At 72.2% G+C, this 13,835-nt stretch carries 12 protein-coding genes; 9 read left to right on the top strand and 3 right to left on the bottom strand.

Annotated features, from left to right (window positions below):
- The first annotated feature begins 81 nt into the window (after window positions 1-81).
- A complete protein-coding gene (locus tag AC21LY_RS04045; protein ID WP_489045035.1) occupies window positions 82-543 on the top strand; it encodes an SRPBCC family protein in 462 nt (153 codons plus the stop codon).
- Window positions 544-546: 3 nt separating this feature from the next.
- Here the strand turns inward: AC21LY_RS04045 and AC21LY_RS04040 are convergent, their stop codons facing one another.
- A complete protein-coding gene (locus AC21LY_RS04040) occupies window positions 547-1,749 on the bottom strand; it encodes a DUF7373 family lipoprotein (protein WP_489045034.1) in 1,203 nt (400 codons plus the stop codon).
- Entirely contained in the window at window positions 1,746-2,912 is a 1,167-nt protein-coding gene (locus AC21LY_RS04035; RefSeq protein ID WP_489045033.1) for a DUF7373 family lipoprotein, read from the bottom strand. The genes AC21LY_RS04040 and AC21LY_RS04035 overlap by 4 nt, the downstream gene beginning before the upstream one ends.
- Window positions 2,913-2,986: 74 nt before the next feature.
- Here AC21LY_RS04035 and AC21LY_RS04030 point away from each other — a divergent pair, with 74 nt between their 5' ends.
- The 6 genes from AC21LY_RS04030 to AC21LY_RS04005 are packed head-to-tail and all read left to right on the top strand — an operon-like array spanning window position 2,987 to window position 9,792.
- Window positions 2,987-4,363 carry a M20/M25/M40 family metallo-hydrolase gene (locus AC21LY_RS04030; protein ID WP_489045032.1) on the top strand — a complete coding sequence of 459 codons (1,377 nt, stop codon included), beginning with the start codon at window positions 2,987-2,989 and terminating at the stop codon, window positions 4,361-4,363.
- Window positions 4,360-5,574, top strand: a complete 1,215-nt coding sequence (locus AC21LY_RS04025; RefSeq protein ID WP_489045031.1) for a molybdopterin molybdotransferase MoeA — start codon at window positions 4,360-4,362, stop codon at window positions 5,572-5,574. Before AC21LY_RS04030 ends, AC21LY_RS04025 begins: the two co-directional genes overlap by 4 nt.
- Before the next feature lie 9 nt (window positions 5,575-5,583).
- Window positions 5,584-5,889 carry a GlsB/YeaQ/YmgE family stress response membrane protein gene (locus AC21LY_RS04020; protein WP_489045030.1) on the top strand — a complete coding sequence of 102 codons (306 nt, stop codon included), beginning with the start codon at window positions 5,584-5,586 and terminating at the stop codon, window positions 5,887-5,889.
- Between the two features lie 58 nt (window positions 5,890-5,947).
- Window positions 5,948-6,670, top strand: coding sequence for a phosphatidylserine decarboxylase (locus AC21LY_RS04015; RefSeq protein WP_489045029.1), 723 nt, complete (start codon window positions 5,948-5,950; stop codon window positions 6,668-6,670).
- 38 nt (window positions 6,671-6,708) lie between these two features.
- On the top strand, window positions 6,709-7,563 hold the full coding sequence (locus AC21LY_RS04010) for a CDP-alcohol phosphatidyltransferase family protein (RefSeq protein ID WP_489045421.1): 855 nt from the start codon (window positions 6,709-6,711) through the stop codon (window positions 7,561-7,563).
- Window positions 7,564-7,593: 30 nt separating this feature from the next.
- Complete coding sequence (locus tag AC21LY_RS04005) at window positions 7,594-9,792, top strand: AAA family ATPase (protein ID WP_489045028.1); 2,199 nt, start codon at window positions 7,594-7,596, stop codon at window positions 9,790-9,792.
- A gap of 42 nt (window positions 9,793-9,834) precedes the next feature.
- On the opposite strand, the gene AC21LY_RS04000 is transcribed toward AC21LY_RS04005, so the two are convergent.
- On the bottom strand, window positions 9,835-10,230 hold the full coding sequence (locus AC21LY_RS04000; protein ID WP_489045027.1) for a hypothetical protein: 396 nt from the start codon (window positions 10,228-10,230) through the stop codon (window positions 9,835-9,837).
- Window positions 10,231-10,353: 123 nt separating this feature from the next.
- Here AC21LY_RS04000 and AC21LY_RS03995 point away from each other — a divergent pair, with 123 nt between their 5' ends.
- Window positions 10,354-13,251, top strand: coding sequence for a Na+/H+ antiporter subunit A (locus AC21LY_RS03995; protein WP_489045026.1), 2,898 nt, complete (start codon window positions 10,354-10,356; stop codon window positions 13,249-13,251).
- Window positions 13,248-13,832 (top strand): Na(+)/H(+) antiporter subunit C, encoded by a 585-nt coding sequence (locus AC21LY_RS03990; protein ID WP_489045025.1) that lies wholly within the window; start codon window positions 13,248-13,250, stop codon window positions 13,830-13,832. Before AC21LY_RS03995 ends, AC21LY_RS03990 begins: the two co-directional genes overlap by 4 nt.
- The last annotated feature ends 3 nt before the right edge of the window (window positions 13,833-13,835 follow it).

Here is a 13,835-nt window from a genome sequence, read left to right as displayed (position 1 = left end):
GCCGGCGCCCGGCAGCACGGCGGCGCCGGCGTACGGTCGTGCGCTGCTCCGGCCGTTCCTACCCGCGGGTAGGATCCGGTCATGGCAACCCCCGTTCTGGAATCGAGCGTCGTGATCGACGCACCCGTGGAGAAGGTCTGGGCCGTCGTGTCCGACCTCGAGGCGATGGGCCGTCGCAGCCCGCAGTGCAAGAAGGTCTTCGTCTTCGGCGGGCCGATCAAGGTCGGCACCCGCATGCTGAACATCAACCGGCAGGGTTGGAAGGTCTGGCCGACCAACACGCAGGTCACCGAGTTCACGCCGAACGAGCGCGTCGCCTTCCGCGTGGCCGAGAACCACACCGTCTGGAGCTTCACACTGGTCCCGGACGGGGACAAGACCACCGTCGTCGAGCGGCGCGAGGCGGCCGGCGGCAAGACCACCGCGGTGAGCAGCGCCCTGGTCGCGGCCCTTCTCGGCGGCAACGAGGACTTCGAGCGCGGCCTGCTGGTCGGCATGAAGCAGACGCTCTCGCACATCAAGACCGAGGCCGAGGCGGTGTAGCCGCTACTTCTGCCCCTGCAGGATGAGGTACGAGGCACCGATCGCCTGGAACGCCTGAATCCGCTGGGTCGAGCCGACCTCGGCCAGGTATCGGCCGACCTGCACGAAACAGGACGTGACCTTGGTATCCGAGCCGGCGTAGCTCGGATACGTGAAGCACCTGGCTGCCGGAGCGCCCGTGACCTGCTCCTCCACCACCCCGGTGTACGACTCGCGGGTCTCCTTGGAGAACTCGTCGAGCACGTGCTTCGCGCCCTGCTCGTCGCGGGCCCGATACACCGCGTTCGCGCCTCGGCCGATCACGTCCACGCCCGCGTCGGCGAAGGTCTTCACCGACCGGGCGACATCGGACTGCTCGACGACGGCGACTCGGGCCGGGATCGAGTAGCCGCCGTCGCCGCGGGCGGGGGCCAGCGTCAGCCTGGCCACGCCCGACTCGTCCCGAGCCAGGCTCGTCACCCTGTCGAGCGGAGTGGGAGCGAACCCGTCGAGGTTCTTCGTCTGCTTCTCGAAGAAAGTGCGGATCTGCTCCACACTGAAACCTCCGTACACGCCGATCACGTACTGCTTGTGGGCAAGGAAGGCGATGGTCGACGCGCCGGTGGTACCGCCGTAATCCGTCGTGTACGCGACGGCGGAGGCGAAGTCGGGAATGGAGGTCGCCACCTTCTTCGGAGTCGGCTTTCCCGCGTAGTCCGTGCCGTCCGCCAACAGCGCCGGCGAGACACCGCGCGCGGCGGCCTCGGGTGACGGCATGCGGACCACCGCCACCGTCACCCCTCGGACGGGCCGACCGGAGGCCGTGGACCCGGGCCTGACGTCGTTCGCGCCGGCCATGGTGCCCAGTTCGGCGGTCCTGCCGAACTGAGCCTGTGCGACATCGCCGAAGACGCTCTTGATGGAGACGTCGTCGAGGGCGGAGACACCGGCGGCGGGCTGCAGCGAGCCCGCGGTCAGCTTGCCCCGGTACTGCATCGCGGGATCGACCTCGTAGATGAGCGGGATGGTCGACGCGAGCCGCAGTCCCTCCAATTCCAGGCCGAACGACTGGGTCACCGCCCCGAGTGTGCGCGGTGCGTCGGCGTACGAGCCTATGTCGGGCTTCGGCACGCCGGACGGGTCGGCGACGGGGGTGCCGGCCACCGTCGTCGAGCAGGAGGCGAGCAGGACCGCCGAGACGACCAGGGCGGCGACGCGGGATCTCATTTCGCCTGCTGCAGGATCAGGTACGAGGCGCCGAGGGCCTGCTGCGCCCTCGCCTCCTGCACGTCGGTGACCTCGGCGAGGTAGCGGCCGACGGGGACCACGCAGTAGGTCCTGAAGTCCTTCGCCCCCGTGTACTGCGCGTACTTCAGGCAGCGGCCGCCCGGGACCCCGCGGACCGTCCCCTCGGTGGCGTCCTTGCGCAGGCTCTTCGTGTCGGTCAGAGCCCGGTCCGCGAGCAGCTTCGCCCCCGCCTCGTCCTTGGCGCGGTAGACCGTGTTGCCTGCATTGGCGACGTAGTCGACGCCGCCGTCGGCGAACTCCTTCACCGCGGCGGTCACATCCGTCGAGAAGGCTGCGATGACCCGCGCAGGCAGGGTGGCCTCGAAGACCGTGGGGGACTGCTCGGCGAGGGTGTACCGCAGCAGATCGTCATGGTCGCGGGTGAGGGTGGAGAACTTGTCCACCGGCGTGGGGGCGAAGTCCTTCAGGGCCGGGATCTGCTGGTCGGCGTACTTCTTGATCAGGTCGGCCGACCCGCTCGTCCACACGGCGATGACGAAGCGGCCGCTCACGACCAGGCCGACCGTGACCTTCGTGGTTCCGGTGGTCTTCGTGTACGCCTTCGCATCCGCGTACCCGGGGACGGCGACCGGGGTCTTCGGCGCGGACGCCTCGCCGTAGAGCGGCGCGTCGGGCGCGAGCAGCTTCGGGTTGGCCACCGCCGCACGGGCGCCCGCCTCGTCCTTGAACCGGAACAGGCCCGTGAGCAGCTCGACGCTGGGCGCGGTCGAGTCGGAGCCGGGCACCTTCGACGTGGCCGAGGTGGTCGCCCCCACTTCGTGGCCCGCGAGCGCCGTTGCCACGCTGTCGCCGTACAGGAGCTTGAGGATGGAATCCATTTGGCCGACGTGCGGCGACTGGCCGTAGCGGATCGCCGGGTCGATGTCCGGGGCGAGCGGCATGATCGCCATCATCCGGAAGCCCTCCGCCGCGGCCCGCGTCTTCTCCGTCATCGGGCCGATGGTGCGCGGCGCCGTCGCGTACGAGCCCGTATCCGGGCGCGGCACGCCCGACGGGTCCGCCTGCGGCGAGCCCGGCACCGTCGTCGAACAGCCCGCGAGTACGAGCACGGTCGCCACCACTCCCAGCGACTTGCGCAACATGGTTCCTCCTCCAGGTTCACACAAGTGAACCACGGCGGGCCTGCGGCGCACTTACGTCGCGCTAGGGTTGACCGATGACCGAGCGCAGCCTGCGGGACACCGTCGAGAACCTGATGGACAAGGCGAAGTCGGACCTGGCGGAGCTGGTCGCGCATCCCTCCGTGCACGGCTCGCCCGAGTTCGGGCTCGGGCCGAACGCGGCCTCGGCGCAGTGGGTCGCGCGGGCGTTCGCCGACGCGGGGGTCGACGGCGTCGAACAGGTCACCACCGTCGACGGGTCGATCGCGATCGTCGGGCACACGCCCGCGCCGCCCGGTGCTCCGACGGTGCTCCTCTACAGCCACCACGACGTGCAGCCCCCCGGCCCGCGGGAGGCCTGGGACTCGGACCCGTTCACGCTGACCGTCCGGCCCGGGCCGGACGGTGCGGAGCGCTGGTACGGCCGCGGGGCCGCCGACTGCAAGGGCAACCTCGTCGCCCACCTGACCGCGCTGCGGGCCGTCCGCGCCGCCGACGGGACCTTCCCGGTGGGCGTGCGGATCCTGATCGAAGGATCCGAGGAGGGCGGCGGCGCCGGCCTCGAGGACCTGGTAGCGCAGCGACCCGAGCTGGCGCAGGCGGACCTCATCGTCATCGGCGACACCGGCAACGTCGCCGTCGGCCGGCCGACGCTGACCACCTCCCTGCGCGGCGTGGCGAGCGTGCGCGTCGCGCTCAGCACGGGCACGTCCGACCTCCACTCCGGCGCCTTCGGCGGCGCCGCCCCCGACGCGCTCGCCGCCCTCATCGCGCTGCTCGCGACCCTGCGCGACCACGCCGGCGACACCACGATCGACGGGCTGGACAGCTCCGGCGTCTGGTCCGGCGCGCCCTACGATCCGGCGCAGTTCGCCGCCGACGCCGCGATCCACGACGGTGCCACGATCCTCGGCTCCGGGACCATCGCCGATCAGCTGTGGGCCCGGCCGGCGGTCACCGTCATCGGCCTCGACGCGCCCGCGACGGCCACCGCCGCCGCGGCGATCCAGCCCCGCGCCACCGCTCTGCTGAACCTGCGGGTCCCGCCCGGCACCGACCCGCATCGGGCGGGCGAGCTCCTCGTCGCGCACCTGCGGAATCACGCGCCGTGGGGCGCGCACGTGGACGCCGCGGTCGAATCCGTCGGCGAGCCCTTCGCCGCCGAGACCACCGGCCCCGCCTACGGGGTCCTTCAGGACGCCCTGGTCGAGGCGTACGACGGTGCCGAGGTCGCCCTCAGCGGCCAGGGCGGCTCGATCCCGCTGTGCACGCAGCTGCGCAGGGCGGCCCCGCACGCGGAGATCGCGCTGCTCGGCGTCGAGGAGCCGCAGTGCCGGATCCACGCGCCGAACGAGTCGGTCGACCCTGAGGAACTGCGGCGCACCGCGCTCGCCGAGGCGTTGCTGCTCACCCGCCTGGCCGCACGGTCATGAGGTCCGTCGACGAGCACCGGGCCGCGGTCGCCGCGCTGGTCCCGCGACGACGGGTCGTCGACCTGCCGCCCGAGGAGGCCCTCGGGCTCACCCTCGCGCGCGATGTCGTCGCGCCGCTCGCGCTGCCGCCGTTCACCAACTCCGCGATGGACGGCTACGCGGTCCGCGCCGCCGAGGCCGCCGCGGGGGCCGTGCTCCCCGTCGCCTTCGACGTCCCCGCCGGCCGGACCGACCTGCCGCCGCTCCCACTCGGGGCCGCGTGCCGGATCATGACCGGCGCCCCGGTGCCCGACGGTGCCGACGCCATCGTCCCCGTCGAGCGGACCGACGGCGGCCTCGAGCGGGTGCGGATCGACGAGGCGCCCGAGCCCGGCCGGTTCTTCCGCGCCGCGGGCAGCGATATTGAGGCGGGCGAGGTGGCACTGCGCGGCGGCGAGCGGATCGGGCCCGCCGCCGTCGGGCTCCTGGCGGCGCTCGGCCACCCGACGGTCCGCGTGACCGCGCCGCTCCACGTGGCGGTGCTGTCCACCGGGTCCGAGCTGGTCCCCCCGGGGACGCCGCTGCGGCCCGGGCAGATCTACGAGTCGAACGCGCCGATGCTCGCGAGCGCGATCCGCGAGGCCGGCGCGACCGCCGAGGTTCTGCGGTTCGTCGAGGACCGGCCCGAGACGCTCCTCGCGCGCCTCGCCGAGCGGGTCGCGGCCGGTGGCGTCGACCTCGTCGTCACCACCGGCGGCGTCAGCGCCGGCGCGTACGAGGTGGTCAAGGACGCGCTGGCGTCCCGCGGCGTCGGCTTCGTCAAGGTCGCCATGCAGCCCGGCATGCCGCAGGGCTGCGGCACCGTCGGCTTCGACGACGGTGCCCGGGTCCCGTTCGTGACCTTCCCCGGCAACCCGGTGAGCGCGCTGGTCTCGTTCGAGGTCTTCCTCCGCCCCGCGCTGCGCGCGGCCATGGGCCTGCCGGACCGTCCGCGGCGGCGCGCACGGCTCGCCGGGGCGCTGGACTCGATCCCGGGAAAGCGCCAGTACCTGCGCGGATACGTCACGACATTGGACGACGGTACCGATTCGGTCTCGGTCCTCGGCGGGCCGGGTTCGCACTACTTACGATGGTTGTCACAGGCGAACTGTCTGCTGGACGTCCCGCCGGAGGTCGAAAAACTGGCCGAAGGTGCGGCGGTGGACGTGATCGACCTGAACGGCACCCTCTAGGAGGCACACATGATCACGCAGTACGCAGACACCGTCATGCTCGCGTCGAAGAACTTCAGCGCCGGCTGGTTCGCCTGGATCATCATCGGTGGCCTCGCCGGTTGGATCGCCAGCAAGATCATGGGCACCGACAAGGACATGGGCATCGTCAAGAACGTGCTGGCCGGCATCGTCGGGGGCTGGCTCGGCGGCTACGTCCTGCGCCTCTTCGACGTCCAGACCGGCGCCTTCGGCTGGATCCTGACCTTCATCACCGCGCTGGTCGGCGCGTGCGTCCTGATCGGATTGGTGAAGCTGGTCACCGGACGCAAGTGATCGCACCGTCGGGTGCGATGATGTCACCCGACATGACAGCGAACAGAGAGGACGTCAGGTGGCGCGCCGACCTCGCACGCCGGTCGACGGGCATCTGACCGAGCACTCCACCGGAATCGAGCACATCGCCGAACTGATCCGGCACACCGTCCCGCCGCTGCACCCCGCGGGCACCCCGTTCATCGCGGGCTCCCTCGGGGTGGCGGCGGTCGGTTACCGGAGGAAGTGGGTCCGGGTTCCCGCCCTGCTCACGGCGGCCGCGTGCGCCGGCTTCTTCCGGCACCCGCCGCGCGTCCCGCCGACGGGGACGGGCATCGCCGTGGCCCCCGCCGACGGCGAGGTGACCCTCGTCGACGAGCACGTCCCCCCGCGTGAGCTGGGCCTGGGCGACCGCCCGCTGCCCCGCGTCTCGATCTTCCTCTCGGTCTTCGACGCGCACGTGCAGCGTGCGCCGCTGTCCGGCACCGTCGACTCCGTGGTGCACACCGACGGCGCCTTCCTCTCCGCCGACCTCCCCGAGGCCAGCGACCGGAACGAGCGCACCACGGTGCGCCTCGCCACCGAGCACGGACCCGTCGGCGTCGTCCAGATTGCGGGCCTGGTGGCGCGCCGCATCCGCACCGACTGCGCGCCCGGCGACACCCTCGAGCTGGGCGAGACCTACGGCATCATCCGGTTCGGCTCCCGCGTCGACACCTACTTCCCCGCCGGTACCGAGCTGACCGTCCACAGCGGCCAGCGTGCGGTGGCGGCCGAGACCGTGATCGCGCGCCTGCCGTGACCGGCTCCGCTACCGGGCAGCCCCGCCCCGTCGGCATCATGATCCTGCCGTCCGTGCTGACGGTGGCCGCGCTGTGCGCGGGGCTGACGGGCGTCCGCTTCGCGGCGGTCGGGAAGGTCGACCTGGCGCTCATGCTGGTCGTCATCGCCGCGATCCTCGACGGGCTGGACGGCCGCGTGGCGCGCCTGTTGGGCGCCTCGACCAAAATCGGCGCCGAGTTGGACTCCCTCGCCGACGCGATCAACTTCGGTGTCACGCCCGCGTTCATCCTCTACTTCGTGTGCTTCCCGGGCTCGCCCGCCGGGTGGATCGTCGCGCTGCTGTACGTCGTGGCGATGGTCCTACGACTCGCACGGTTCAACACCCTCGCCGCCGACCCGACGGCGCCCGCCTATACCAAGGACTTCTTCGTCGGGGTGCCCGCGCCGGCCGGCGCGCTCCTGGTGCTGGCGCCGCTCGCCGCGCGGCAGGAGTGGGGCGAGGGCTGGTGGGTCAGTACCCCCACGGTCGCGGTCTGGACGCTGCTCGTCGCGGCCCTGACGGTCTCGCGGATCCCCACCTCGAGCTTCAAGTCGATGACGGTGCAGCCCGCCAAGGCCGCCGGCGTGCTCGTCCTGGTGGCCGGCCTCGCCGCGCTGATCCTCACCTACCCGTACATCGCGCTGCTCGTGGTGATCGCCGTCTACCTCCTGCACATCCCGTTCGCGTGGCGGTCCAAGCGCTGGGTCACCGCGCGGCCCGAGGCCTGGGATCGCAAGCCGGCGGAACGTCGCGCGATGCGGCGCGAGCAGCGTCGCCCCGTGCGGCCCAACCGCCGGGCCGCGCTCGTCGGGCGCGGGAGCCGACGGTCCTCCGCCCGCCTGGGCCTGCGCCGTCCCACCGGCGAGGACTGACGGACCTCCTCCGCAACTAGGGTGGGTGACGTGTCGACCCTCTCGCTCACCATCCGCCTGCAGACCTCGGCCCTCGAGGCACGACGGGGCATCGTCCGGATCCACCCCGAGGCGCTCGCGGCGCTCGGCCTGCGCGAGTGGGACGGGATCGAACTGCTCGGCGCGCGCCGCACCGCCGCGGTCGTCGCCGCGGCACCGTCGGGCAGCGCCCCGGGCATCGCGCTGCTGGACGAGCTGACGATCGCCAACTGCGGCCTCCGCGAGGACGCGACCGTCGTGATCTCCCCCGCCACCGTCTACGGCGCCAAGCGGGTGCTGCTGCGCGGCAGCGCGCTGACCCGGTCGGCGCTCGACGGTGCCGCGTTGCGGCAGGCGCTGCTGGGGAAGGTGGTGATGCCGGGCGACAGCGTCTCACTGCTGCCGCGCGACCTGGGGCCCGGCACGTCGACCGCCGACGCCGTGCAGCAACTGTCGCGGCTCGTGGGGATCACCTGGACGAACGAGCTGCTCACGGTGGTCGGCGTGGACCCCTCGCCGGGGCCGGTGTCGGTACAGCCGAACTCGGCCGTGCTCTGGGCCGACGACGAGGGCGTCGCCGCCACGCCCCCGGCCGAGGTCCTGACCGTCACCGCGGAGGTGCCGGACACCGAGGCGCCGCCCGTGCGACCCGTCGCCGACCTGGTGGGCGCGGACAGCGCGGTGCGCCGCCTCACGGAGTGGCTGTCCCTGGCCCTCGACGAGCCCGAGCTGCTGGCGAAACTCGGCGCGCCCGCCCGGCTCGGGGTGCTCATCACCGGGCCCACGGGCGGCGGCAAGGCCACCGTCGCGCGGGCCGTCGTGGCGCCGCGTCCCCTCGTCGAGCTCGACGGTGCCCTCACCGGCGCGCTGGAGCCGCAGGCGCGGCTGGCGCGGGTGCGGGACGCCGCGGCGCGCGCGATCGCCGCGGTCGGCGACTCCGGGTCGGCGCTGCTGATCCGGGACGTCGAGGCGCTGCTGCCGGCGACCCGCGAACCCGTGTCGACGATGATCCTGGACGAGCTGCGCCGCGTCGTGGCGACGCCACGGGTCGCGCTGCTCGCCACCACGTCCGCGCCGGGCGAGCTGGATTCGCGGCTGCGCGAGCCGGATCTGGCGGAGCGGACGGTCACCGTCGACCTGCCGGACGCGAAGCAGCGGGAACAACTCCTGGACCTGCTGCTGCGGGAGGCGCCGACGTCGGACCTGGACCTGCACGAGGTCGCCCTGCGCGCACCCGGTTTCGTGGCGGCGGACCTCGCGGCGCTGTGCCGGGAGGGAGCGCTGCGCGCGGCGGCGCGGGTGGTCGGCACCGACGAGCGAATCGCCATCACGCAGCCCGACCTGCTCGGGGCGCTCGGCGTGATCCGGCCGGTCTCCCGATCGGCGACGGAGGAGGTCTCGGTCGGGTCGATCACCCTCGACGACGTCGGCGACATGGTGGAGACCAAGCAGGCCCTCACCGAGACGGTGCTGTGGCCGCTGCGCCACCCGGACACCTTCGCCCGCCTCGGCGTCGAGCCGCCCCGCGGCGTGCTGCTCTACGGCCCACCCGGCTGCGGCAAGACCTTCGTGGTCCGCGCACTCGCCGCGTCGGGGCAGCTGTCGGTGCACGCGGTCAAGGGCGCGGAGCTGATGAACAAGTGGGTCGGCGAGTCGGAGAAGGCCGTCCGCGACCTGTTCGCCCGGGCCCGGGGCAGCGCACCGTCGCTGATCTTCCTCGACGAGGTCGACGCGCTGGCCCCGCGGCGCGGACAGTCGAGCGATTCCGGGGTCGGCGACAAGGTGGTCGCCGCGCTGCTCACCGAGCTCGACGGTGCCGAGCCGCTACGCGACGTCGTGGTCCTCGGCGCGACGAACCGTCCCGACCTGGTCGATCCCGCGCTGCTGCGACCCGGGCGGCTGGAGCGGCTGATCTTCGTGCCGCCGCCGGACGCCGAAGCCCGGGCGGAGATCCTCAGGACCAGCTCGCGGTCGATCCCGCTGGCCGACGACGTGGACCTCGCGGCGCTCGCCGAGCAGTTGGACGGCTACTCCGCCGCGGACTGCACCGCACTGCTGCGGGAGGCCGCGCTCACGGCGATGCGGCGCGACCTGGATGCGGCCACCGTGACCGCCGCCGACGTCGAAGCGGCCAGGCTCGCGGTGCGCCCGTCGCTCGACCCCGTCCAGGTCGCGGACCTGCAGGCCTACGCGGATCGCCGGGCGACGTAGGCACGTTCCGGCACCGGGGCGCGGATTCGGCGAGCGCCCCGGCTACACCTTGCTCACGGAGTAGAACACCGCGTTGGGGACGGCGGCGGCCTGGACCGAGCTCACGGTGACGACGTAGCCCTTGCCCGAGAACTGGGCGGACTGGGAGGCGTTCTCCGGACCGCCCACGCCGGCCCCGAGAGCGAGGTAGCCGGCGTCGGTGAGCTTGCGCTTGGCCTTCTCGTAGCCGCCGTCCCCGGCCTGCACCGTCACGTTGAAGACGGTGACGCCGCCCTGCGAGCGCTCCCCCGCATCGATGAGATTGCCGTCGACGATCGGCACCTCGTTCTTGGGGAACGCCGCGGGCAGGGTGACCGCCGTGGCGGGAGCGTCCTTGGTGTCGTCACCGCAGCCGGCGGCACCGAGGACGAGCGCGCCCGCCGCGAGGAGGGCCGACACGCCCCGGACGACGCGCCGTGAAGTGGTCGGACGATCCGTCGACTGGTCCATGCAGCTTGCGACACCCCTACCGGTAGAATCTGTCAAAGAAACGACACCCCGCTCATGAAGGACGGAGTGCCCTTGCTAGTCATCCTTGTCTGTTTGTCATTGGCGACCTTAGCCGCCCCCCTGGTGGTCGGCCGGTTCGGCGCGCGCGGATTCCTCGGACTCGCCGTCGTGCCCGCGGCCGCCCTCGCGTGGGTCGTCTCCGTCTGGCCGGTGAGCGGCGAAGCCGACCGCACCGAGTCCCTGCAGTGGGTTCCGGCCCTGAACATGAACCTCGACCTGCGATTGACGCCGCTCGCCGCGATCATGTCTGTCCTCGTGCTCGGCATCGGCGCCGTGATCCTGGTCTACTGCGCCGGTTACTTCACCGGCGTCACCAACACCCGCAAGCTACCCACCTTCGCGGCCGAGCTGGTCGCCTTCATGGCCGTCATGTTCGGCCTCGTGGTCAGCGACAACATGCTGGCGATGTACGTCTTCTGGGAGCTCACCTCGGTGCTGAGCTTCCTGCTCGTCGGCTACTACGCCGAACGCGCCACCAGCCGCCGCGCCGCGACGCAGGCACTGCTGGTGACCACACTCGGCGGCCTCGCGATGCTGGTGGGCATCATCGAGCTCGGCGAGCACTACGGCAGCTACCTGTTCTCGGAGGTCATCGCCCGCGCCGTCGCCGACCCGTCGACCATCTCGATCGGTGTCGAGGTCGGCGTCGTGCTCATCCTGGTCGGCGCGATCAGCAAGTCCGCGATCGTGCCCTTCCACTTCTGGCTCCCCGGCGCCATGGCCGCGCCCACGCCGGTCTCCGGCTACCTGCACGCCGCGGCCATGGTGAAGGCAGGAGTCTTCCTGGTCGCGCTGCTCGCGCCCGCCTTCGCGCAGCTCACCTCGTGGCGGGTCATCGTGCTGGGCCTGGGCATCCTGACGATGATCCTGGCCGGCTGGCGCGCGCTGCGCGAGTTCGACCTCAAGCTGATCCTCGCCTTCGGCACCGTCAGCCAGCTCGGCATGCTCATGGTGCTCGTGGGCACGGGCGAACGGAACGTGGCCCTCGCGGGCATGACGATGCTCACCGCGCACGCCCTGTTCAAGGCGACGCTGTTCATGGTGGTCGGCATCATCGACCACGCCACCGGCACGCGCGACATCCGGCGCCTGGCGCTCCTCGGCAACCGGCAGAAGGTCCTGGCCGTCATCGCCGCGCTCGCGGCCGCCTCGATGGCCGGTATCCCGCCGCTGTACGGCTTCGTCGGCAAGGAGGCGGGCCTCGAGACGATGCTGCACGCCTCGCTGCCGTCGCCGATCCCGGTGGTCCTGCTAGTCGGCCTGTCCGCGGGTTCCGCGCTGACGGTGGCCTACAGCATTCGTTTCCTCTGGGGCGCGTTCGGCCGAAAGGGCCAGTCCAAGCCGACGAGCGCCGTCGAGAACATGCACGCGATCAGCCCGCTGTTCCTGGCCGGCCCCGCACTGCTCGCCGCGCTCAGCCTCATCGACGGTGCCCTCTCGCCGTGGCTCGACCCCGTCCTGGCGGAGTACCCGGATCAGGCCTTCCCGCCCGCGGAGGAGCCGTATCACCTCGCCCTGTGGCACGGCTTCACCCTGCCGCTGCTGCTGACGGCGCTGATCATCGCGACGGGCGTCGTCATCGCGCAGCCGCACAGCCCGTTCGCCCGGCTCCGCCGCCGGAACAGCGTGCTGCTCGGCAACGCGGACCGGCTCTACGACGCCACGCTGCGCGGCGCCGACGTGCTCTCGCTGCGCATGACGCAGAGCACGCAGCGCGGTTCGCTGCCGCTCACCCAGGGCACGATCCTGCTCACGCTGGTGCTGTTGCCGGTCCTGGTACTGGCCTTCGGGACTCGCGCGCGACCCGACCTGCAGGTCGAGGTCTCGCCGCTGTTCCTGGCGATCTCGGCGCTGATGTGCGCCGCCGCCGTCACGGCCGTCGTGCTGCGGAACCGGTTGGCGACGGTGCTCGTCGTCGGCGTGACCGGCTACGGCACGGGTGTGATCTTCGCGGTCTACGGCGCGCCGGACCTGGCGCTGACGCAGTTCCTGGTGGAGACGCTGACCCTGGTGATCTTCGTTCTGGTGCTGCGCAAGCTGCCCGCGGAGGCCCCGATCACCGGCAATCGCCTCTCCCGCACGGCTCGGGCCCTGCTCGGGGTGGCGGTCGCGGCGATGGTGGTCGTGGTGGCCATCGCCACGCGCGCGGCGCGGGTGACCGCGCCCGTCGCGGACCGGCTGCCCGAACAGGCCTACAAGTTCGGCTACGGGCACAACACGGTGAACGTGATCCTGGTGGACATCCGCGCCTGGGACACCTTCGGCGAGATCTCCGTGCTGCTCGTCGCCGCGACCGGCGTCGCCTCGCTGGTCTTCCGCAATCGCCGGTTCGGGGCGGCGCCCCGGGTCAGCGCCGCCGCGGCGGCCGCGGCGGCGGCCGCGCCGGGCACCACCTGGCTGCGGGGCAGCGCGCTCCGCGATCCGCGGCACCGTTCGCTGGTCCTGGAGATCACCTCGCGCCTGGCCTTCCCCACGATCATGGTGGTCTCGGTGTACTTCTTCTTCGCCGGCCACAACGCACCGGGCGGTGGCTTCGCCGGCGGCCTGACCGCGGGCCTGGCCCTCGTGCTGCGCTACCTCGCGGGCGGCCGGTACGAGATCGGCGAGGCGCTGCCGCTCGACGCGGGCCGCATCCTCGGCACCGGCCTGATCCTCGCGGCGGGCGGCAGCATCGTCTCCCTGCTGCTGGGCGCGCCGGCCATGTCGTCGGTCGCCTTCGAGTTCGTCCTGCCGGTCTTCGGCGATGTCAAGGTGGTCACGGCCCTGATCTTCGACGCCGGCGTCTACCTCATCGTCGTGGGCCTCGTCCTCGACGTCCTGCGCAGCCTCGGTGCCCGACTCGACCTGGAGGGATCCCCCGCCGACATGACCTCACCGATCCCCGTCCAGACCGGGGGTGGTGCACGATGATCGTCGACATCGGTCTCTTCACCGCGATCGCCGTCATGGTGGCCACCGGGGTGTACCTGCTGCTCGACCGCAGTCTGACCCGGATGCTCATGGGCATCATCCTGGCCGGTAACGCGGTGAACCTGCTGATCCTCGCGCTGTCCTCCCCGCCGGGCAATCCGCCGATCGTCGGCTACTTCTCCGACGGCCGGCTCACCGAGGCGGATCCGCTCGCGCAGGCGATGATCCTCACCGCCATCGTCATCACGATGGGCATGGCGGCGTTCATCCTCGCGCTCGCCTACCGGTCCTTCACCATCAACACCGACGACGAGGTCGACGACGACCCCGAGGACACGAAGGTCCTCGAGCGCGACGTCGACATCGCCGCGAACGATCCCGACTACGACGCCTCGGACGATCCGATCACGGGCGCACCGTCGGCCCTCGGCGACGCCTTCGGCCCCGACGGCGAGCCCCTCACCCCCGAGCAGCTCGCGCAGGCCCGCGTCGACGTCGTGGACACCGGGGCGCTCCCGCTGCCCAGCGTGCCGCGAGAGAAGCAGCTGCCCCCGGCCGCGGAGAAGGGGGACCGGCGATGACCG

The organism is Tsukamurella sp. II2bb, from assembly GCF_057815145.1.
The sequence above is the reverse complement of the archived record's forward strand: the minus strand, read 5'-3'. Positions and strand labels throughout refer to the sequence as shown.